The sequence below is a fragment of the Gimibacter soli genome (assembly GCF_028463845.1).
In the GTDB taxonomy this organism is placed as follows: Bacteria; Pseudomonadota; Alphaproteobacteria; order Sphingomonadales; family Kordiimonadaceae; genus Gimibacter; species Gimibacter soli.
On sequence record NZ_CP116805.1, the window covers coordinates 3,570,157 to 3,591,784 of the forward strand.

15 protein-coding genes and 1 tRNA gene are annotated in these 21,628 nt (G+C 62.1%); 2 read left to right on the forward strand and 14 right to left on the reverse strand.

The window, feature by feature from the left end; genetic code table 11:
- Window positions 1-69: 69 nt before the first annotated feature.
- Window positions 70-855, forward strand: a complete 786-nt coding sequence (locus tag PH603_RS16410; protein WP_289503842.1) for a type 2 periplasmic-binding domain-containing protein — start codon at window positions 70-72, stop codon at window positions 853-855.
- Here the strand turns inward: PH603_RS16410 and PH603_RS16415 are convergent, their stop codons facing one another.
- The 7 genes from PH603_RS16415 to PH603_RS16445 are packed head-to-tail and all read right to left on the reverse strand — an operon-like array spanning window position 856 to window position 9,256.
- Window positions 856-2,034: an acyl-CoA dehydrogenase family protein gene (locus tag PH603_RS16415; RefSeq protein ID WP_289503843.1), complete on the reverse strand. Its 1,179-nt coding sequence runs from the start codon at window positions 2,032-2,034 to the stop codon at window positions 856-858.
- A gap of 4 nt (window positions 2,035-2,038) precedes the next feature.
- Window positions 2,039-2,914: a beta-keto acid cleavage family enzyme gene (locus tag PH603_RS16420; protein WP_289503844.1), complete on the reverse strand. Its 876-nt coding sequence runs from the start codon at window positions 2,912-2,914 to the stop codon at window positions 2,039-2,041.
- 1 nt (window position 2,915) lies between these two features.
- Window positions 2,916-4,832 carry an acetyl/propionyl/methylcrotonyl-CoA carboxylase subunit alpha gene (locus PH603_RS16425; protein ID WP_289503845.1) on the reverse strand — a complete coding sequence of 639 codons (1,917 nt, stop codon included), beginning with the start codon at window positions 4,830-4,832 and terminating at the stop codon, window positions 2,916-2,918.
- The gene (locus PH603_RS16430; protein WP_289503846.1) at window positions 4,829-5,602 is read right to left on the reverse strand and encodes an enoyl-CoA hydratase-related protein; all 774 of its coding nucleotides are present in this window, start codon (window positions 5,600-5,602) and stop codon (window positions 4,829-4,831) included. The genes PH603_RS16425 and PH603_RS16430 overlap by 4 nt, the downstream gene beginning before the upstream one ends.
- A gap of 4 nt (window positions 5,603-5,606) precedes the next feature.
- Window positions 5,607-6,764, reverse strand: coding sequence for an acyl-CoA dehydrogenase family protein (locus tag PH603_RS16435; RefSeq protein ID WP_289503847.1), 1,158 nt, complete (start codon window positions 6,762-6,764; stop codon window positions 5,607-5,609).
- Window positions 6,765-6,780: 16 nt separating this feature from the next.
- On the reverse strand, window positions 6,781-8,385 hold the full coding sequence (locus PH603_RS16440) for an acyl-CoA carboxylase subunit beta (protein ID WP_289503848.1): 1,605 nt from the start codon (window positions 8,383-8,385) through the stop codon (window positions 6,781-6,783).
- Window positions 8,386-8,389: 4 nt separating this feature from the next.
- Window positions 8,390-9,256 carry an SDR family oxidoreductase gene (locus PH603_RS16445; RefSeq protein ID WP_289503849.1) on the reverse strand — a complete coding sequence of 289 codons (867 nt, stop codon included), beginning with the start codon at window positions 9,254-9,256 and terminating at the stop codon, window positions 8,390-8,392.
- A gap of 81 nt (window positions 9,257-9,337) precedes the next feature.
- Between PH603_RS16445 and PH603_RS16450 the strand changes: the two genes are divergently transcribed.
- On the forward strand, window positions 9,338-9,949 hold the full coding sequence (locus PH603_RS16450; protein WP_289503850.1) for a TetR/AcrR family transcriptional regulator: 612 nt from the start codon (window positions 9,338-9,340) through the stop codon (window positions 9,947-9,949).
- Here PH603_RS16450 and PH603_RS16455 read toward each other — a convergent pair.
- From PH603_RS16455 to PH603_RS16485, 7 genes are all read right to left on the reverse strand, one after another.
- Window positions 9,946-10,293, reverse strand: coding sequence for a hypothetical protein (locus PH603_RS16455; RefSeq protein ID WP_289503851.1), 348 nt, complete (start codon window positions 10,291-10,293; stop codon window positions 9,946-9,948). The genes PH603_RS16450 and PH603_RS16455 overlap by 4 nt on opposite strands.
- A gap of 3 nt (window positions 10,294-10,296) precedes the next feature.
- Window positions 10,297-10,998, reverse strand: a complete 702-nt coding sequence (locus PH603_RS16460; protein ID WP_289503852.1) for a hypothetical protein — start codon at window positions 10,996-10,998, stop codon at window positions 10,297-10,299.
- Between the two features lie 165 nt (window positions 10,999-11,163).
- Window positions 11,164-17,382, reverse strand: a complete 6,219-nt coding sequence (locus PH603_RS16465) for a DUF4347 domain-containing protein (protein ID WP_289503853.1) — start codon at window positions 17,380-17,382, stop codon at window positions 11,164-11,166.
- Window positions 17,383-17,449: 67 nt separating this feature from the next.
- Complete coding sequence (locus PH603_RS16470; RefSeq protein WP_289503854.1) at window positions 17,450-18,358, reverse strand: sulfotransferase family protein; 909 nt, start codon at window positions 18,356-18,358, stop codon at window positions 17,450-17,452.
- A 175-nt stretch (window positions 18,359-18,533) separates the two neighbouring features.
- The gene (locus tag PH603_RS16475; protein WP_289503855.1) at window positions 18,534-20,699 is read right to left on the reverse strand and encodes a xanthine dehydrogenase family protein molybdopterin-binding subunit; all 2,166 of its coding nucleotides are present in this window, start codon (window positions 20,697-20,699) and stop codon (window positions 18,534-18,536) included.
- 3 nt (window positions 20,700-20,702) lie between these two features.
- The gene (locus tag PH603_RS16480) at window positions 20,703-21,164 is read right to left on the reverse strand and encodes a (2Fe-2S)-binding protein (protein ID WP_289503856.1); all 462 of its coding nucleotides are present in this window, start codon (window positions 21,162-21,164) and stop codon (window positions 20,703-20,705) included.
- A gap of 233 nt (window positions 21,165-21,397) precedes the next feature.
- A tRNA-Met gene (locus tag PH603_RS16485) sits at window positions 21,398-21,474 on the reverse strand.
- Window positions 21,475-21,628: the final 154 nt, after the last annotated feature.

The window sequence follows — 21,628 nt, forward strand, 5'->3', positions numbered from 1 at the left end:
CATGTCGAACCGTTAATCGATTGCCAATGATTATTGTCAATGTAACAGAGCCGGACTACCGTAAGGACTATGAAGCAATGGCTCCGTAACGCATTGATCCTGTTCGGGCTGACCCTTTGGTCGGCACAGGCCGGGGCACGGGATCTGAAAGTTGCCGTGCCGATCCTTTCCGGCCATTTCGATTCGGAAGGCCAAGGCCGCAGCCGCGCCGCCATTGACGCCATTTTCAAGGAATGCGGCATGACGGCCGACTATGTGCTGCATCGCTGGGGCCAGCACTGGGTCGCCTATGACGACGACGAAAGCTTCGATGCTGTCGCCATTGTCTGGGACAATGTTGAACTTGACGGCCACCGCACCGAAGCCTTCATCCATCAGGCAAACGGCGTGGCCTTCCGCGCCGACCGGCACCTGAAAATCGACACGGTCGAGGACCTGGCAGGCCTGAAAGTCCTTGGCTTTGGGGGGGCAACCCGCCTGTTCCCCTCGCTCGCCCGGGTGATGCCGACGATGCAAAGCTATTGGGAAGCGCCGTCGGGCTTTGCCACCACGCAGGCGCTCGTCAACGGGGACGTTGATGTGTTCCTCACCGACGGGCTCATTTTCGCCATCGATTATATGGACCGCACCCGTTTCACCGGTGCGCGCTACGGCGACACCCATTGGCCGGCCATGAGCTTTGTACGGCTTTTCCCCACCATCGGGGACCGCATGATGTTCCGCGATCAGGCGAAGGCCACGCGGTTCAACGGCTGCATCATCGCTGCCCGCGAAAAAGGCGCCATCGCCCTGGCGACTGCCCCCTTTGTGGCGCCTTACAAGGATATCGTCGGCGACCAGATTCCGGCCGACTGATTATTTCAGCAGCTCGCCCGCAATGATCGTCTGGCGCACCTGATTGGTGCCCGCGCCGATCTCCAGTATCTTGCCGCTCCTATAGAGCCGGTTCACTTCCGTCTCGCGCATGAAGCCCATGCCGCCATGCACCTGTACGGCACCGTCCAGAATGCGCATCACGGCCCGGCCGGTGTAAAGCGCGTTCATGGCGGTGCGCAGATGCACCTGCCCCCGGCCGCCGCCACCGGTTTCAAGATCGTTGATTTCCTTCATCACCTGATAACTGACGGCCCGGAAGGTCTCGAGGTCGGTATACATATCCGCGATGATACCCTGAATGAGCTGGAAGCCGGCGATAGGCTTGCCGAACTGCCGGCGCTCCTTCGCATAGTCGATGGTGAGGTCCAGCGCGCGGGCGGCGATGCCGACGGACGACGAACACAGGAACGAGCGCTCGATATTCAGCCCGCTCATCACCACCGCCACACCGCGGTTTTCGCCGCCAACCAGATTGGCCGCTGGCACTACGCAGTCCTCGAACACCAGTTCGCCCGTCGGGCTGCCGCGCCAGCCCATCTTGTCGAGCTTCTGGGCGACCGAAAAACCGGGTGTGTCCTTCTCCACAATGAAGGCGGAAATACCATGCGGCCCAGCAGATGGGTCGGTTTTGGCATAAACAAGCAGGATATCGGCGACCGGCCCGTTGGTGATGAACATCTTGCGGCCATTCAGCACATAGGTGTCACCCACCTTTTTGGCCGTTGTCGCCATCGAGCCAAGCGCGTCCGACCCGGCACCTGGTTCGGTCAGGCCAAGGGCCCCGATAGCGCCTTCCACGAAGCGCGGCAGATATTTCGCCTTCTGCTCCTCGCTCGCGTTCCGGACGATATTGTTGATGCACAGATTCTCGCTCGCCCCCCAGCTTGCCGAGAAACAATGGTTCCAGTAGCTCATGGCCTCGGCAATCAGCGCCGACGACACGAAATCGAGCCCGGCACCACCGAACTTTTCGGGGATGGTGAGGCCGAGGAGTCCCACATCCTTCAGCGCCTTGTAGGCGTCGTCGGGGAACCAGTCTTCATCATCCATCCGGGCCAATAAGGGATGCAGCTGATCCTGCGCATAGCGGAACGTGGTGTCGTAAAGCTGCTGGTGATCGTCTGTGAAGCCGAAGGCCTTGAGGCCGGTGCGCATCATGATTTCAGCTCCATGCCATGGCCGAGAGCGCGGCGCGGGTTTCTTCGGGGCTCGTGATGCTGCGCCCCACCTTCCGCGCGACACCCGCCAGCGCCGCAATCATCTGGCCGTTCGAGGTCGCCTTGGTGCCATCGGGGAGATAGAAGCAATCCTCAAGCCCCGTGCGCAGGTTGCCGCCAAGTTCGGCCACGCGCTGGTGCACCGGCCATACATCCTGACGGCCAATGAGTGTTGCCTGCCACGGATAATCCCCGCCCTTGTATTTGACGAGAAGCGACAACAGGTCGGCGTCACACGGCATGCCGGAAGCCACCCCCATCACGAAATTATAGTCGGCGTGGCCGACCATCCCGTTTTCGCGGTAAAGCCCGACCGACCGCACGATGCCCACATCGAAACATTCGAACTCGGGCACGATATCGTTTGCCTTCATGGTGGCGAGCATTTCGGAAACCTTGTCGACCGGATTAAGAAAAACCATCGGCGGCCACGCCCAGCTGCCATCCCGCCGCGTTTTCAGATAGTTCAACGAGCCTGCGTTCAGGGCTGCCATCTCGGGCTTGCAATGCGCCAGATACTTCAGCACATCGCCCTGCTCGCGCCCTACCACGCCAGTGGTCATATTGATCACCACACCGGGGCAGGCGGCGCGGATCGCTTCGTTGATTTCATGCGCCAAGGCCCCGTCCCAGCTGGGGAGATGCCCTTTGCCCGGCGCCTGCTGCCGGTAATGGCAATGCATGATCGTCGCCCCCTCGTCGAAGGCGCGCTTCGCTTCCGCTGCCATCTGCTCGGGGGTTACCGGCACATGATGCTCCGTCGGGTCAGTCAGCACGCCGGTAAGGGCGCAGGTGAGGATCACCTTGTCGGCAGCGAGCATGTCAGTCTCCTTCAGATTCAATGCGGGCGAGAAGGGCGCGGCCCTTCACCTGGGTGCCGGGCACGGCGATCAGTTCGGCAATCGTGCCGTCCCTATCGGCCTTCACGCTGTGTTCCATCTTCATGGCTTCGATGGTGCAAACGAGGTCACCCGCCTTCACCCGGTCGCCGGCCTTCACGGCCACCGCCACCACCTGCCCGTCCATCGGGGCGGTGAGGCGACCGTTGCCGGCTTTCGATGTTTTCTCGGGCGGCGCCAGCGTCACGTCGCGCGCGACCACATGGCCGGCCGGCGTGTCGATCCAGATCGTATCGCCCGAAATTGCTGCACCCCTCAGGCCGCCGATCTCGAAATCATGCTGCGCCTCGGTGCCCGTCACCACGATACGCCAACCGCCATTGGCGCGCATGGAAGCAAGCGTGAAGGGATAGCGTTTGCTATCCATCTCCATAGTGCGCCGTTCGGGCACATGATGCAGCGTCCGCCAGCCGGCGAGCGAGCGCATCGGCACAGCCTCAAGCGCAGCATAAAGTCGTAGCGCTGCAGCATACGCGGCCTCTGCCTCGCCACAAACTTCTGGTTTATAGGGGTTTTCATCCAGCGTGCCTGTATGGTGTGTGGCACCTGTAAATGTGTCACTTGCCAGAATATCCAGAAGGTATGCCTTGTTGGTGGTGACCCCGGCGATGACCGAGGCCCGCAACATGGCGGCAAGTTTGCGGATGGCGTCAGCGCGCGTGACCCCGTGCGCGATAACCTTGGCGAGCATCGGATCATAGAAGGGGCTGACGCTGGCGCCGCCTTCAAACCCACTATCGACACGGCCGGAAAATGCTGCAAGATCGAACCGTTCAAGCTGGCCCGTCTGCGGCAGGAAACCGGCAGAGGGGTCTTCCGCATAAAGGCGCGCCTCAATAGCGTGACCGGTGAAGGTGATGTCCTCTTGCGACAGCCCCAGCGCCTCGCCCGCTGCCACACGGAGCTGCAGTGCCACGAGGTCAAGCCCGGTGACCGCTTCCGTCACCGGATGCTCCACCTGCAGGCGGGTGTTCATCTCAAGGAAGAAGATATCGCCTTTGGACCCCACCAGAAATTCAACCGTGCCAGCACCCCGGTAGCCCACAGCCTTCGCGAGATCGACCGCTGCCGTATGGAGCCGCGCGCGCGTCTCGGTGCTGATCGTGCTGCAGGGGGCTTCCTCAACCACCTTCTGGTGCCGCCGCTGGGCCGAGCAGTCCCGCTCCCCCAGATGGACGACATTCCCGTGGGCGTCACCGAACACCTGCACTTCCACATGGCGAGCCGGCGCAATGACACGCTCAAGAAGCACATCGACCGACCCGAAAGCAGCGCCAGCCTCCCGCCGGGCCGACGCAAGCGCCGCATCGAAGTCATCAAGGTGCGCGACCCGCCGCAAGCCCCTGCCGCCGCCCCCGGCAGTTGCCTTGATCATCAACGGGAAACTGATCCGCCCGGCTTCGGCCTTCAAACGCTCGTCCGAGCGGTCGTCGCCGTCATATCCCGGCACACAGGGCACACCGGCGGCGGCTGCAATCAACCGCGCCTCGCGCTTGTCGCCCATCTTTTCGATCACATCCGCCGTCGGCCCCACGAAGATGAGGCCCGCATCTTCCACCGCTTTGGCGAAGGCCGCGTTTTCAGACAGGAAGCCATAGCCCGGATGGATGGCGTCGGCGCCCGTGTCTACGGCGGCCTTCATGACCGCCTCGATATTCAGGTAGGATTGCGCTGCCGGTGCCGCACCGATGCAAACCGCGCGGTCCGCCACGCGGGCATGCAGCGCGCCCCGGTCTGCTTCCGAATATACAGCAACCGTTTCGATCCCCATGGCCCTGGCCGTGCGGATGATACGCACCGCGATCTCGCCCCGGTTGGCAATCATCAGGCGGCGGATCATGCGTCTTCCTCCGCCCAGCCTGGCTTACGTTTCTCGGCAAAGGCTTTCATGCCTTCTGCCCCCTCGGCGCTCATCGCTGCTTCGGTGAACAGAAGAGCAGCGCGGTCCAGCATCGCCGCATCCACCCTCACCGCCATCTGCGCGAGGAGCGCCTTGGTGACGAATGCTGCATCGGGCGCCGCACCGCGCAGCTGCACGAGCACCGTGGCGAGCCGCGCTTCCACGGCCTCCGTGCCTGTTTCCACATGATGGACCAGCCCCAGCCGTTCGGCCTCGGCGCCGTCGATCATCTCGCCGGTCAGTGCCAGCCGCCGGGTTTGGGTATGGCCGATACGGGCCACCACGAAGGGCGCGATCTGGGCCGGGATCAGGCCGCGGGTAACCTCCGGCATGCCGAACTTGCAGCCTGCTTCGGCAATCGCCACATCGGCCGCACACAGAAGGCCGAAGCCCCCACCGAGCGCCGCGCCTTCAGCCACCACAACGAGCGGTTTCGGGAAGCGTTCGGCGGCCTCCACCATTTCCCCGAAGCGGCGATTGGTCTTGATGACACCATCCTTGCCACCCGCCCCCATGCTCTTCAGGTCAGCCCCTGCCGAGAGGAAACCGCCCCGCCCTCGGATCACCACGACCCGCACCGCGGCATCATCGGCGGCAGCCTTCAGGCCAGCCATCAGGCCGTCAACCATCTCGGCGGTCAGGGCGTTGCGGGCTTCGGGCCGGGCGAGCCAGAGGGTAAGGACACCGCGTTCAAGGCCTTGTTCGATCATGGCGTCAAAGCCCCTTCGATTTGTCCATGCCCATGATTTTGGAGAGGATGCGCAGCATGGTTTCGTCCGACCCGCCCCCGATGGAGGACAGGCGGCTGTCGCGGTAGCTGCGCGCAATCGGGTTATCCCACATGAAGCCCATGCCGCCCCAATACTGGAGGCAGGCATCCGATACCTCGCGGGCCAGCCGCCCGGCTTTCAACTTGGCCATACTGGCAAGCCGGGTGACATCGACACCGTTGATATAGTCTTCCGTCGCCCGGTAGATGAGCGAACGGAGGGCTTCCACTTCGGTTGCAAGCTCGGCCAGACGGTACTGGACGACCTGATTGTCGAGCACCGTGCTGCCGAACATCTCGCGCTCGCGGGCATAATCGATGGTCAGCTGGATCGAGCGTTCCATGCCCTTGGGCCCCAGCATCGCGGCACAAAGCCGCTCTTCCTGGAACTGCATCATCTGCATGCGGAAGCCATCCCCTTCCCGGCCGATCAGGTACCGCGCTGGCACGCGCACCTCATCGAGGAAGATCTGGGCAGTATCGGACGAGCGCATGCCAAGCTTGTTGAGACGCGGTGAGAAGCTGACGCCCTTGGTTTTGGTTGGCACCACAATCAGCGACTTGTTCTTGTGCGCGGGCGCGTCACCGGTGTTGGCCAAGAGGCACAGGAAATCGGCCTGCGTGGAATTGGTGATCCACATCTTGGTGCCGTTGATCACATAATCGTCGCCGTCCCGAACAGCCTTCGTGCGGATGGCGGCCACATCCGACCCCGCATGGGGTTCGGACACCGCGATCGAGGCGACCATATCACCGGCGATGGCAGGGGCGAGGAATTCGGCGCGCAGCTCATCGGACCCGAAGCGGGCGAGAGCCGGCGTCGCCATATTCGTCTGCACGCTGATACCCATCGGCACCCCGCCGCAGCGGATACCGCCAAGTTCCTCAGCCAGCACCATCTCGTAAGAATAGTCGAGCCCGAGGCCGCCATATTCTTCGGGCTTCGAGATGCCCAGAAGGCCAAGGTTCCCCATCTTTTTGAACAGCTCGTGTGCGGGGAAGATGCCGGCTTCCTCCCAATCATCCACATAGGGGTTCACTTCCTCTTCCACGAAGCGGGCGACGGTGCGGCGAAGCTCGTTATGCTGGTCGGTGAAAAGCACGGGGGTCTCTCCTTTGTCAGAAACGGCCAACGCCGAACGTGTTGGGGCGGGTGACGCGAGTGTCCGCATCGCGGCAGATATCAAGGATGAAAGCGAGAACCCGGCGGGTATCGCGCGGGTCGATGATGCCGTCGTCCCAAAGCCGGGCGCTGCCATAAAGCGCGGTGGAGCGGGCATCCATCTGCTCGGCGGTTGCCTTCTCCATCGCCTCGACCATTTCGATCTGCGGTTCGATCCCTTCGCGCGCGGCTTTTTCAAGCGCGACGATCTTGAGGACCATCCCGGCCTGCGCGCCGCCCATCACGGCGGTCTTCACATTGGGCCACGAGAAGACGAAGCGCGGGTCCACACCGCGCCCGCACATGGCATAGTTGCCGGCGCCGTAACTGCCGCCGATATGGATCGAGATACGCGGCACGCGGGCGTTGGTCACCGCCTGAATGAGCTTCGAACCATGCTTGATCACGCCGTCCGCTTCCGCCTGTTTGCCCACCATGAAGCCCGTCGTGTTGTGGAGGAACAGGAGCGGGATCCCGGCCTGATCGGCCAGCTGCACGAACTGCGCGGCCTTGGTTGCCCCCTTCGGCGTGATCGGGCCGTTGTTGCCGATGATGCCGATGGTCTGCCCTTCGATGGCGGCATGCCCGCACACGGTTTGCCCGTCATAATCCGGTTTGAAATCGAGGAAATCGGAGCCATCCACCAGCCGCGCGATCACCTCGCGCACGTCATAGGGCGTTTTGGCCTCGGCAGGCACCACGCCGATCAGCTCGTCCACCGGATATAGCGGCTCTATGAGACCCTCGCGTGCAGGGCCATTTTCCCACTGCAGTTTTGCCATTATTTCGCGAGCGTAACGAATACCGTCAGCATCATTCTCGGCCAGATAATCCGCGCTGCCTGTCACCTCGGCATGCAGCTCGGCGCCGCCCAGTTCCTCGTCCGTCGCGATCTCGCCGGTTGCAGCCTTCAATAGTGGCGGGCCGGCAAGGAAGACTTTCGAGCCTCCCCGCACCATGATCACATAGTCGGATAGCCCCGGCTGGTACGCCCCGCCAGCTGTAGAGCTGCCATGCACCACCGTGATCTGCGGGATACCGGCAGCCGACAGCCGCGCCTGATTGGCAAAGGACCGCGCACCTTCCACAAACATGTCGGACACATGGTTGAGGTTGGCGCCGCCGCCTTCCATCAGGCCGACGACAGGCAGCTTGTTCTCCAATGCGATATTCTGGAGCCGCAGGCTTTTCCAGAGACCCGAGGGGGCGACTGTGCCGCCCTTCACGGCCGAATTGGAGACAATCACAAGGCAGCGCTTGCCCGACACATAGCCGATCCCGGCGATGGAACCGCCAGCGCCCGAGCCGTCCTTGTCGTCATACATCAGGTATCCCGCAAGCGAGGCCAGCTCCAGGAACGGTGTCCCCGGATCAAGGAGCAGCGCGAGGCGTTCCTTGGGGAGTAGCTTGCCGCGCCTTTCAAAGAGGCCGCGTGCCTTTTCCTGTGCTGCGGCCTTCTTCGCCTCGATCCCCGCAATCACATCCAGTTCGGCCTGCATGGCAGCCGCATTCACCTTGAAGCTTTCAGAGGCCGGATCGATGGCGGAGACGATTGCGGGCACGATTTCAGCCTTTCAGCGCTTTGGGCGGAGTGTAACGGTGGAAGCCCTGATAGCTTTCGCTGTTCTTCGCGGGCTGCGGCGGCAACATGGGGCTGAAGAGACTGCCGCCCCCATCGACGCGCAAGCTGGCGCCGGAGACAAACCCTGCTCCTTCGGAAAGCAGAAACACAATCGCGCTCGAAATCTCGGCTTCGGTGGCGATACGGCCAAGCGGCACGAAATTCTTCAGTTGCGGCAGGATCGCCGTCACCATCGGGTCGGTGTAGGTATCGAAGCCCGAGGAAGCCACCCAGCCGGGCGCCACGCTGTTCACCCGGATGCCGAAACGCCCCCATTCGACCGCTGCCGTTTTGGTGAGATTGTCGCACGCCGCACGCGCCGCCCCCGAATGGCCCATGGTCGGCATGCCGGTCCAAAAGTCGGCGGTGATGTTGACGATGGCGCCGCCCGTATCCTTCATCGACTGGGTGACAAGCTCGCGCGAGACATTGAAGGCACCCACCACATTGGTGCGCAGCACGGTCTCGAACCCGTTTGTTGATATTTTCTCAAGGGGCGACGGGAACTGGCCGCCGGCATTGTTGACAAGCCCGGTAACCGCCCCACCCTTGAGGATGGCGTCGATCCCGTCCCGCACTGCGCCCTCGTCGCGGATATCGAAGGCGCGATAGCTGGCCTTGCCGCCATCCGCCGTGATCTCGGCAACCACCTTTTCAAGCTTCTCGACCTTGCGGCCAGTGATGATCACGTCCGCGCCGAGCGCGGCCAGCTCGTGCGCGGTGCAGCGCCCGATGCCGCTGCCGCCGCCCGTGACGATCACGCGGCGCCCGGCAAACATGTCCGACCGATAGATGGACCGATAGTCGCTCATGGTTCCCCTCCCGAAAGCTTTTCCATAAAAACAAGCAAGCGCTTGGTTGTCAACTGCTGCGCGACAGGCTAGTCTGGCGGCATGAGTGAAGCACTTGCCACTGCCGACCTGCCCGCCCTTCCGCTTGGCCCCATCAGCCCGGCGAAAGCCCGGATTCTAGCCGTTGCTGTCGATCTTTTTTATGAACGCGGCTATGAGCGCACGACAGTGAGGGACATTGCCGAGCGCGCGGGGATCCTGTCGGGCAGCCTCTTTCATCACTTCAAATCGAAGCAGGAAATCCTTTATACCGCGATGGCGGCAACGACTCAGGCGATGGGGGAAGCGGCAGTTGCAGCCACGGAAGGTGTAGGCGACCCGCGCGAGGCACTGCGCGCCCTGATGCTGGCCGAACTCAGCGCCATCCACCGGGAAGACGGACACGCGGCTTATGTGCTGGTGGATGAATGGCGGAGCCTTGACGAGGAACACCGCGCTGCGATCCTGAAGCTTCGGGATGGTGCCTACGAGCGCGCGTGGCGCGATACGCTGGATGCGCTCGGGGCCGCAGGGCGCCTGCGCAACAATCCCCGCATCGCCCGGCAGCTGATCCGCGGCGCGCTCGCCTGGAGCCGCCACTGGATGCGCGAGGATGGCCCCCTGGACCTCGCCTCGCTTGCCGATGAAGTGTTGAAAACCTTCGTGCGCGACTAGCGCTTTATTTTCCAACCCAGAAAATGCTGGATATCGCTTGCGGCATCGTCGGCATGCCCGCGCACATAGGCATCTTCATCCTTCAGGGCAGCCTCCACCAGCGGCACGACAATCTCCCTGTTCAGTTCGCCTGTGACGCGCGCCAGATGACCGAAGCCGAGGATCGCATTGCCCCGCACATTCGGATGCTCGTGATGGGCCAACCGCACGCACAGGGCTTCCACATCCACATCCTCCGGCGGATCGAGCGACAGCCATATCGGCAACATGCAGCGGTCTTCATGTGAAGGGCCCGCGATGATTGCCTCGATGGTGTCGTCGTCCAGATCGTTTTCAAATACCATCGGTCATTCTTTCTCTTCCGCAGGTCCGGCACACGCAACTTGCACACCTGCCACCATCTTTTCACGGAACTCACCGGCAAAGATCACGTCCTTTGCGAGGAACCGCAGGCTGTCGCGGTAGCGGCTTGCGACCTCCCCCCGAAGATAGGAAAGCACTTGCGCGTCTTCGGCAGTGATGCCGTCTGCCTTCGCGTCCAGAAGCTTGTTTTCATAGTCGTCGAACGCCTCAAGGAAAGCCGCCATCTTTGTCGCCGCCCCGTCCTCGGCCTGTATCAGCAGTCGGGTGAAGGCCACCCTCAGGATTTCGGTGTGATGGTCCGAAAGCGGTTGCCAGATTGCCCCGTCCTTCAGCTGCTTGATCATCGGCGGGATATCAAGCGGCCGGTTCATGCGCGGAAACAGCCGCCCCATGCGCGGGATCAGCCCCTGCACGCGGTCATGATCGAACGCGAGGCGTTCGGCCTGTTTCTCCTTCGGCAATGCCACGAGCCGGTCGTAACGGCTGCCGCCTGTGACGGCGAGCAGGTTCTTGTCGAGATCGTAATAGCTGTCCCTGAAATAGGTGAAAACGGCGGCGTCCTCGGCGCTCGTGCAAATATCGCGTTCGGCTTCCTCGAAAGTATCAAAAGTGTCAGCCGCTGCCGGCACAGCCACCAGAAGGCTGATCGCAACAAGCCCCATCACCCTTGCCCTGATACCGGTCATCACATCCTCCCTCACGCCGCTGCATACGTGCCTGCAGCTGCCAGCCTAACCGCGCACTTGGCCCGGACGAAACTATGATTTTCCATAGGGACTGAAACGGGGCGGCGCTGGAAATGAAAACGGCCCAGCCTTATCAGAGCCGGGCCGCTTTCAATATTTTGCGTGTCAGAACAGGGCCGTCACGTCATTCAGGTCAGCGAGATCGAGGCCCGCAAGGAAGACGCTGTTCTCCCCGCCCAGATCAATCAGCACGCCGGCGACGCCGTCCACCGATGTTTCGCTGGCCGCCGCGATCAGGTCATCAAGGACAGTGAAGCCGCTGCCGGACTGGCGGAAATCGAGGGCATCCTCATCCACATCGAAGTCGCTGATCACATCGTGGCCAACCAGCATGCCGAACAGGAAGGTATCCGCGCCGTCGCCGCCCGAAAGGATGTCATCCCCCGCGTTGGCCCACAGCGTGTCGTCCCCGGCACCGCCCACAACGGTGTCGTTACCATCACCATTGTAAATGAGGTCATCACCCTCGCCGCCGGCAAGATTGTCATCGCCTTCGCGGCCCCAAAGGAGGTCGTCACCGGCGCCGCCCATGACGGTGTCGTCACCGCGCCCGCCACCGAGCGTGTCGCTGCCTTCATCACCAAGTACCCGGTCATCGCCAAGATCGAAACGGCCTGCATAGATCAGGTCGTTGCCGGCATCGCCCCGCACACTGTCGTTGCCGACGCCACCCAGCAGCAAGTCGTCATCGTCGCCGCCATGGATGGTGTCGTCGCCCGTGCCGCCATTGATCGTGTCGCGGCCATTACCGGAATCGATACGGTCATTGCCGCCGCCCGGTTTGATGAAATCGTCAAAGTCGGTGCCGACCAGCGTGTCGTTGCCGTTACTGCCGGTCTGTTCAGCCGCGTCGCTGACCTGGATGTTGAAGCCACGGGAGGAGGTCAGGCCCAACGCATCGCGCGCCGTGACCAGGATGTTCACGGCCGGTTCCGTTTCAAAATCAAGCGATACACCGGCCTTCAGTTTCAGCGTGCTACCGATGACCTCGAACCGGCTGTCCGACACGGTGAAGGTAACGGCGCCACCTTCGGGGTCCACCGCCGTCAGGGTGCCGATGGTGGCACCGGCGGCATTTTCCGCCACTGTCTGGCCACTGAGCTGCGGGGCCGCGGGCGCCAGATTGCCGGCATTGACGAGTGATACCGTCATCGTTGCGGGTGCTGCTGCGAAGGTCGTGCCGTCATTGACGCTATAGGTGAAGGTATAGCTGCCAGCCGCATCGCCCGTATAGGTGAGCTGCGCGATATTGGCCGCCGTGATCACCTGGTTGAGCGTAACATCCACGCCGTTCAGCTTCAGTATGCCGGTTGCCGGCAGCGTATCGATCCGGATGCTGGCGAGCGTGTCGCCACTATCCACATCGGCGAAGGCGAAATTCGAGGCCGCGAAAGTGAGCGACTTGCCTGCCGTGCCCGAGGCAGTCCCCCCCGACGAGGTCGGCGCGTCATTCACCCCGGTGATATCGATATTGACCGTGCCGAGCGTGACATTGCCGCCCCCGCCCGAGCCCGTATTGCCGCCGTCGTTTGCGGTGATCGTCAGCGTCGCCGCGTCATTGCCCGCCGCATTCGATGCCCCGGTATATTGCACGTTCGATGCGGTGTTGAGCCATGTGTCGATGTCGGCAATCGTACCGGCAAGCGAAAGCGAACCGGTGCCGGAGCCCGTAACGGTGACCCCGCCACCCGATGATGCCGTCATGGTGCCGGCGTTCACAGCCAGCGTCACCGTTACCGATGCCACACCGCTGTCGTCACTGAGGCTGATTGCCGAGATATTGAGATTCGATGCCGTGTCCTCCGTGACCGTCACATCCGTCGGCACGCCTGTCGCCGACGGATTGTCGTTCACGGGATCCACATTGATCGTCACATCAGCCGAACCGGATGCGGCATTCGAGCCGGCATCGGTGACCGTGATCCGGATTTCGCGGTCGCCGTCGGTCGGCGTATCGCCGCCCACATTGTCATATTGCAGCGCCTGAACAAGCGTCTGCACACGGGCGACCGTTGCATCGGAATTGAAGGTGATGGTCAGGTCTTCGCCGGCCCCGCCGGTTGCCCCCACATTGATCGTGCCGATGGCCGTGCCGCCCACCGATACGGTGGAGCCTGCCGTCATGCCTGCAGAGAGCGTCACCGTGCCACTTGTGTTGAGCGTGATCCGGTCTTCATTCTGCTGGCCGGACTGATAGCTGACCGTCAGGTTACCGCCATCGAAATCGGACGAATCCGCATCGGTGATCGAGGCCGCGGTCCCGGTATCAAGCGCAACGGCACTGCCGCCTTCCGTCCAGGTGGCACTATCGCCATCCATGTTGCTGATCACCGGCGGGTTCGGCGTCATGGTGATCGTGAAGGCGCCGGAGGCATCCTGATCGCCACCGTTCGCCGTGCCGTCCCCATCATTGAGGGTGAGGGTAAAGTCCCGTGCCCCAAGCCCGCTCGGGCCCGAATAATTCAGATTCTGGATCAGCGTCTGGATATTCGCGGATGTGGCGTTCGCCGTATCGAAATCGATTTCGAGCGTGTTGCCGCCCTGCCCGTCGTTCGTGGCATGGACCGTGCCGACCGAAACACCGCCGACCATGATTGTCTCACCCGCTGAAATGACACCATCCCCGCCCGAGGTGACATTGGCGCCATCGACAGACCAGCTGCCATTCGCTGTGCCGGAATCCTGGGCAATCGTCAGGAACCCGCCATTATAGTCGGCGGAATCAGCATTGGTGACAGTCGCGTCATCAAGATCGGTCACATTTTCCGCACCTGTGCCCGCCACAATCTCGCTGGCGCTATCGCCAAATACGTTACCCACGGACGGCGCGTCATTCACTGGCGTCAGCGACACGGTCGACGAGATCGCCAGCGATGCCGTGTCGTCACCACCGTTCGCGGTACCGCCGCTATCAGCCATGCTGGTGATGGTGACCACACGGCTCGAGCCTGTCGTCGGATCGTCGCTCGTGTTCTGATACCCGAGGCCATCGACCAGTGTGGTGACAGCCGCTTCGCTCATGGTGCCGCCGGACAGCGTCACCGTCGCCGTGCCGCCGGTGACGGAGACACTGTAGGACAGGCTGTTGGTTGCGGTAGTGCCGCTGTTGCCGTTCGTCAGTGCGATGGACGTGCCATCGGCAGCGAGGATCTCAGACGCTCCGTCCGACAGGTTGGTCACGGTCAGCGTCAGGCCGCTCACCGTCTGCCCGCTTTCCACGGTCGACGCCGAGACGGTGTTGAAGAGATCAGCGGCACCTGCCCCTTCCACATAGGTCGGGTCACCGCCTGTTGCCGTCAGCGTCGGTTCATCATTCACACCGGTGATCGAAACGGTCGTCGAGCCCGTCACCGTACCCGGATTGTCGCCCGTGCCTTGCGCGCTGGCGCTGTTGCCGTCGCTGAAGGTCCAGTCCATCTGGGCCGTGGCCGGTGGCGTGTTGGACGTGTTCTGGTAGGTGATGGCCTGCAACACGGCATCAACAAGCGCGCCCGTCGCAGTGGTGCCCGAGGATGTGAAATTGATGGTCAGCGTGCCGTTCACATCCGTGAAGGTTGCAAACGTCAGGCCGCCGGCCTGCAGGTCGCCGCCCGAAACTGCAAAGCTTCCGCTTGCCCCGAAGCCGAAAGTATCGGTCGTATCGGCGCCGCCGTTCCGCGCGATGGTGAGCGAGGCGCCAGCGAAATCGGCGGCCGCATCAAGCTCAAGGTCCGCCACCGTCACATCGCTGTCGAGCGTGACGGCGCTGCCCCCTTCCGTGAAGGAGGGCGTGCCGTCCAGCCCTGCAAAGGTCGGGGCATCGTTCACTGCGGCGCTATCAACATTCACGGTGCCAACGGCAATATCGCCGCCGCCGTTGCCATCGTTGATGGTGACCGCAATGGTCGTGACATCATTGCCGGTCACGTTCGAGGCCGTCGCATAGGTTACGTTCGACGGCGTATCGAAATAGCTTTCGATATCGGCGATCGTTCCGGTCAGCGTGAAAGTGCCAGTTCCGTTGCCGCTCGCCGCCAGGGAATAAGGCGCCGGATTGGCAAGCCCGAAGGTGCCAGCCCCTGCCGATACCTTCACGGTGACCGTGTCGCCGTCCACATCCGTAAAGCTGATACCACTGAAATCGACAGACGAAGCGGTGTCTTCTGCCACCGTGATATCGCTCGGCGCGCCGGCGCCGGACGGATCGTCATTCACACCGGTGATATCGATATTCACCACAGCCGGGGTGCCATCATCCGTCCCGTCATTCGGCGTGATCGTCAGCGTCGTCGCATCATTGCCGGCAGCGTTGGATGCACCCGTGTACTGGATGTTGGAGGCCGTATCGAGATAGGTGTTGATGTTGGCGACAGTGCCCGTCAGCGTCATCGTGCCCGTGCCAGAGCCACCGATGGTGACCCCGCCGCCCGAAGAGGCCGCCATCGTGCCGGCCCCTGCCGCCAGCGTTACGGTCAGGCTGTCGCCTTCCACGTCCGCGAAGGTAACGGCAGAAAGATCAAGGTCGCTGGCGGTATCTTCAGTGACCGTAACATCACTCGGCGCGCCCGAAATGGTCGGCGCGTCATTCACGGCGGTGATGTCGATATTCACAACAGCAGGCGTGCCATTCACTGTGCCATCGTTCGGTGTGATGGTCACGGTCGTCGCGTCGTTGCCGTTCGCATTGGACGCACCCGTGTACTGGATGTTCGACGCCGTATCGAGGAAGGTGTTGATATTGGCGACCGTGCCCGACAGCGTCATCGTGCCGGTGCCCGAGCCACCCACAGTGACCCCGCCGCCAGACGAAGCCGCCATCGTGCCGGCACCTGCCGCCAGCGTTACGGTAAGGCTGTCGCCTTCCACATCCGCCAGGGTGATAGCGGAAAGATCGAGGTTGCTGGCCGTATCCTCGGTGACCGTCACATCGCTCGGCGCGCCCGAAATGGTCGGGGCATCGTTCACGGCGGTGATATCGATATTCACATTGGCCGGAGTGCCATCAACGGTACCGTCGTTCGGTGTGATGGTCAGCGTTGTGGCATCGTCACCATTCGCATTGGACGCGCCGGTATACTGGATGTTGGAGGCCGTATCGAGGAAGGTATTGATATTGGCGGCCGTGCCCGACAGTGTCATCGTGCCGGTGCCGGAACCGCCCACAGTCACGCTGCCACCCGAAGAGGCTGCCATCGTGCCGGCCCCGACCGCCAGCGTCACCGTCAGGCTGTCGCCGTCAGCATCGGCAAAGGTAACAGCAGAAAGATCAAGGTTGCTGGCGGTGTCTTCAGTGACCGTCACATCGCTCGGCGCGCCGGATACAGTTGGCGCATTGTTCGGCGCACTGATCGAACTGATCGCCAGATTATCGATACTGAAATAGCCGCTATTGTCGACGGCATAGATATAAAGCTTCGTGATATTGTCGAAGCCGGTAAGGTTGATCGTGCCACCTGCGGAATCGGCATAGGTTCCGGTTGTGACAGAATCTCCCTGGTCGGAAGTGATCTTGAACGAATCGTTGGTCCCGGAAACATTGTAAAGATAGATCGAGGTTGCCGAAAACTGGTAGCCGCCATTGAAGGACAGCGTGAGCATGGTTTCCCCAGAGCTCGTGTATCCCCGTCCGAAGCCCATATATGTACTGGCACTGGCGCCGTCCAAGGTCAGCGTGTAACCGCTGTCGGTCGCACTGGCATTGACGCTGTTGGCACCACCCAACGAACCGGCTGTACCAATACTGCTGAAGTTGATCGTGCCCGGGATCGCCAGCACGCCCGAAAAATCGGCGAGCGCTGCATCCGAGAAAGGCGTTTCGGCCTCGATATCACCGGTACGAATTTCAAGATCCCAGTCGCCGCCTGCTGCAACCGAACCGGTCAGGTCATCGGACGCCGCCACATCAGCGCCCGTTGCCTTGGCAACCGCGTCGATGAAGGCCTGTCCGGTGCCACCGCCCCCCACTTCGCAGCCATAGAGAAGGAGGTCGCCACCTTCGCCGAGCGCTTTGCCGATCGTCGCCAGAGCATCACTATGATCTTCAATATTGTCAGCCGTCACCGTATCGGTGCCGAAAACGAGAGCGCCTTCGCCGCCGTGGGAAACGATCTGGATCGAGGAAAGCCCAGCGCGCCCCCCAAGGGCAGTCGCTAGGTCCGCGAGACCGCCATTCGCGCCGTCGAACAACAGCACTTCCGCGTCCGGCGACAGGCCATCGAGGAGCTTTTCAAAACCGGCAACGGATGTATCGACAACAATCAGTGTCCCACCGCCCGAAACAAGCTGGGGCTCCAGCGCGTCTGTTGCTTCGCGTGTCGAGAATTTCAGATCGATATCGTCCGGCATGATGCCTCCCAACAAATCCGGGCAGCACATGTGCTGCCCCGGTTACTCGAACGTCTGTTCCTGCGGCCTACTCCGCCACGGCCTCTTCCAGCGTCGCAGCCTTGCGGGCCGCTGGCGCCGTTTGCTGCGCCACAATCACGCTGGCGCTAGTGCCCGCCGTATCCTTCCAGAAATCCATCCCCTCGAACTTCCGGAAAAGATCGGGCGGCAGCACCGTTTTGCGTGCCTTGAATTCGACCTTGGGCCGCACCTTGTGCAAGCCCTTGACGCCAAGCGCCTCATCGAAGCGTTCCGCATCAAATTCCACATGGTCGAAATCATGACCCTTGTACCAGCTCTCGCCCATAAACTGATAAACCAGCTTCAGCGTCTTTTCGGGCGCCCGGGTCAGGATTTCATAATCGACGATCAGCAGGCGCTTCGAATGCTCGCCGTAGAAGGCTTCCTTAAGCGATGTCCAGGCGAGACCCACAAGCCGGTTATGGCGGGCGAGCGCTTCAGTCCGACTGTAGACAGTCGCCCGCTCGCCGTCGTTGCCGAACATGCGCGTATTTTCGTAAGGGTCCTTGCGGAACATGCGCTCCAGACTGTCCATCACCCAGGGCACATCGCGCACGCAGGCGATCACTTTCGATTCCGGAAACATGTCGGCCAGAAGCGGCATCCGTGCCGTCCATTGGCGATTGGTATCGAAGAATATCTCGCGGTCAGTGGTCGTACGACAGAAGGCCGCCACCACTGCTTTCAGGATCGCCGGACGCTGGCTTTCTTCAAGAAGGAGCGACACCTCGGTGCCCGACCCCATGATGTTGAGATTGGCAGCGACAAGGGGCGCGAGTGCGCTCGACATCGAGGCATGAAAGCGCGGGTTCTGCCGAAGGAGCGCCGACAGGAGCGTCGATCCCGACCGCGGCAGGCCGGAAATAAAATGCAACTTTTGCGGCGCGAGCTTTCCCCGTTGCGCGACTAGCGACACTACCTACCCCTTTTAATTCTTCCAAAACTCAGCCTACACGTGGTGGCGCTGGACGGAAAGCCCCTATCGTTAACCCGCTCCGGCCACAGCTCCTTCAAGGGAAACAGAAAAAACGGCCCGGAGCCTCCGCCCCGAGCCGTTCTTTCAATGGTTGCTGCGACCGTCGACTTCTCGGTCAGACGAACTCGAACCCCGCCTTGGTCATGGGCAGGTCCATGATGCGCTTGCCGGTTTTCGCGAAGATCGCGTTGGCGACTGCCGGGCCGGTCGGCGGCACGCCGGGTTCGCCGACGCCGGTGGGCGCATTGTTCGACGGCACGATGGCCACGTCCACGGCCGGCATCTCCTTGTTCCGGAGAAGCTCATAGTCCGGGAAGTTATACTGGTCGACCTCGCCGTCCGTCAGCGTGATGGCATCGCGGAAAATGGCCGTCAGCGCGAAGCCCGCCCCGCCTTCCATCTGGGCGCGGATCACATCGGGATTGACCGCCACGCCGCATTCGACTGCCATATGGAGCTTGTCGACATGGACGCTGGTGCCATCCGCCGCCACATCCGCCACAACGGCAACGCAGGTGTTGAAGGAATAATGGCAGGCAAAGCCGCGCTGGTCGCCCTTCTTCCAGCCCGAGGTCTCCCGGACCAGCTTGATCGCTTCGATCATGCGGGCCTGATTGGGCTTTGCAGGGTCCAGCATCGACAGGCGCATCTCGATCGGGTCCTGCCCGCTTTCGCGCGCCACCATATCGAGAAGGCTTTCCATCACGAAGGCAGTGTGGGTATGCCCCACCGAGCGCCACCAGAGGATCGGCACCGGTGTCTCGAAATCGCTGAGACCAATGGCCAGATTCGGCAGGGTATAAAGGCTCTCCGCCACACCCTCCACCGAGGTCGGGTCCACCCCGTTCTGCACCATGCCTTCGAAGGGCGAGCCCTTCATGATCGACTTGGTGGCGATCCGGTGATCCCAGCCGACGATCTTGCCGCCCCCATCGAGCCCCACTTTCGCACGATGTGCCGCGACAGAACGGTAATAGCCACCGCGAATGTCGTCTTCCCGGCTCCACACCAGTTTCACCGGCGCCTTGCGGTCCGACACGGCAAAGGCCATCGCGGCTTCGACATTATAGTCGGAATCCTTGTTGGCCCGCCGCCCGAAAGACCCACCAGCATAATAGGTTTTGATCTCCACCTTTTCAGGCGCAAGGCCAAGGGCGGCGGCCACCATCGGCCGGGTGAAGGTCGGGAACTGGCACCCGTCATGAACCCGCACGCCGCCACCGGCGACCGGCTCGATGATGCAGTTCTCGGGCTCCAGCGGCGCATGGGCAAGGAAGGGGAAATCAAACTCCGCCTCGATGGTTTTGGCGGCACCGGCGAGTGCCGGAGCAACGGAGGCCAGCGATACTTCGTGGCTTGCCTCGAACTGCGGCTTGTCCAGAAGCGCATGCAGGTCTGCCGTCATGGCATCGGTGCTGCGGCCTTCGGCCTTGGTGAAATCCCATTCGACCGAGAGCGCATCACGGGCCTGGAACGCCGCCCAGGTGTTTTTCCCGAAGGCCACAACACCCGCGTTATTCGGCAGGGCCTTGGCCGCGATGAAGCCCGGCACGCCTTTCGCGCCGCTGTCATCGAACGAGGTAACGGTGCCGCCAAACCTGGGCGCCCGCATGATGGCGGCATAGATCATACCCGGCAGATGCACATCCATGGCGAACATGGCGGTGCCGTCGGTTTTGCCATCATTGTCCTTGCGGTGCAGCTTGGCATTACCGATCAACTTGAACTGGTCGGGCGTCTTGATTGTCGGCTTCTCGGCCGGCTGCAGCTTGGCCGCTGCCGATACGAACTTGCCGAAATGGCCCGATTTGCTGCCGGATTTCAGGATGCCTTTTTCAACGGTGATCGATGCCGGGTCAACCTTCCAGCTGGCGGCAGCCGCCCGCACGAGCAGGTCGCGCGCGGCGGCACCCGCCTCGCGGTACTGCAGGAAGGAATTGGCGATCGAGGTGGAGCCGCCGGTGCCCTGCGCCCCGAAAAAGAGGTTCGCATAAAGCTTGTCATTGGCAGCGGCAAACTCGGGCTTCACGCGGTCCCAGTCCGCATCCAGCTCTTCAGCGACAAGGGTCGTGAGGCCGGTCGTGGTGCCCTGCCCCATTTCGAAATGCTTGATGATCACGGTGACCATGCCGTCGGCGTCAATCCGGACGAACGGGTTGATGTCAGCGCTCAGGCTGCCGGCAGCCGCCAGCACACCGCGCGCGTTAAGGCCGATGAGGAGGGCGGCAGCACCGGCAGCCGAGCCTCTCAGGAAGCCGCGACGGGAAACACTGATATTCATGGCTTAGCCCTCCAGCTTTTCCGAGGCGAGCTTAACGGCCTCGTTGATGCGGACATAGGTGACGCAGCGGCAGGCGTTGCCGTCCATATAGTCGCGGATCTCGGCGTCACTGGGTTTCGGATTTTCCGACAGGAGCCCGATGGCCGACATGATCTGGCCGGACTGGCACCAGCCGCACTGCACCACGTCCTTTTCGCGCCACGCCGCCTGTACTGCCTCGGCAATCCGGCCTTTGGCACCTTCGATGGTGGTGATGTCGGTCTCTACGGCGTCCTCGACGAAGGTCTGGCAGGACCGGGACGGCGTGCCATCCAGATGCACGGTGCAGGCGCCGCAATAGGCAACCCCGCAGCCAAATTTGGTGCCCGTGAGCTTCATCTCGTCGCGCAGCACCCACAAAAGGGGCGTGCCGGGTTCGGCTTCAACGGTGCGCTTCTGACCATTGATCTTGAGTTCATATTGCATGGCTTTTCCTCTCTGTGACGCCGTTGGGTCATAGATGCGGCTCTGGGATGGGGGAGGGAGAAATCCTCGGCGCCAGTATTTCCCACAATCGCCCCGCCGTCTCGCACTTAGCGCGCCGGGGCCGGTAAACTTGTGGTGAGGGCGGGCCCGTGACCCGCATGCGCGCCGCGTCCGCATTGCTTCCGCACAAACAAAAACGGCTCAGACATTTCTGTCTAAGCCGTTCTGATTATTGGTTGCGGGGGCCGGATTTGAACCGACGACCTTCAGGTTATGAGCCTGACGAGCTACCGGGCTGCTCCACCCCGCGTCAAGAAAGTCTGATCCTGATTTGAACAAAAAGCCGCACGGGCATCGTGCGGCTCGTGTGTCCAATGAGATTGTGTCGATGTTTATCGCTATTTTGTAGATCTGGCGGCGACCTACTCTTCCGCAGCTTGAGCTGAAGTACCATTGGCACGAGG

Bases quoted from the DNA above. Each gene is read 5' to 3' on its own strand.
- PH603_RS16410 (WP_289503842.1), top strand. From the start codon at position 70: ATGAAGCAATGGCTCCGTAACGCATTGATCCTGTTCGGGCTGACCCTT.
- PH603_RS16415 (WP_289503843.1), bottom strand. From the start codon at position 2,034: ATGATGCGCACCGGCCTCAAGGCCTTCGGCTTCACAGACGATCACCAG.
- PH603_RS16420 (WP_289503844.1), bottom strand. From the start codon at position 2,914: ATGCTCGCTGCCGACAAGGTGATCCTCACCTGCGCCCTTACCGGCGTG.
- PH603_RS16425 (WP_289503845.1), bottom strand. From the start codon at position 4,832: ATGATCCGCCGCCTGATGATTGCCAACCGGGGCGAGATCGCGGTGCGT.
- PH603_RS16430 (WP_289503846.1), bottom strand. From the start codon at position 5,602: ATGATCGAACAAGGCCTTGAACGCGGTGTCCTTACCCTCTGGCTCGCC.
- PH603_RS16445 (WP_289503849.1), bottom strand. From the start codon at position 9,256: ATGAGCGACTATCGGTCCATCTATCGGTCGGACATGTTTGCCGGGCGC.
- PH603_RS16450 (WP_289503850.1), top strand. From the start codon at position 9,338: ATGAGTGAAGCACTTGCCACTGCCGACCTGCCCGCCCTTCCGCTTGGC.
- PH603_RS16455 (WP_289503851.1), bottom strand. From the start codon at position 10,293: ATGGTATTTGAAAACGATCTGGACGACGACACCATCGAGGCAATCATC.
- PH603_RS16460 (WP_289503852.1), bottom strand. From the start codon at position 10,998: ATGACCGGTATCAGGGCAAGGGTGATGGGGCTTGTTGCGATCAGCCTT.
- PH603_RS16465 (WP_289503853.1), bottom strand. From the start codon at position 17,382: ATGCCGGACGATATCGATCTGAAATTCTCGACACGCGAAGCAACAGAC.
- PH603_RS16475 (WP_289503855.1), bottom strand. From the start codon at position 20,699: ATGAATATCAGTGTTTCCCGTCGCGGCTTCCTGAGAGGCTCGGCTGCC.
- PH603_RS16480 (WP_289503856.1), bottom strand. From the start codon at position 21,164: ATGCAATATGAACTCAAGATCAATGGTCAGAAGCGCACCGTTGAAGCC.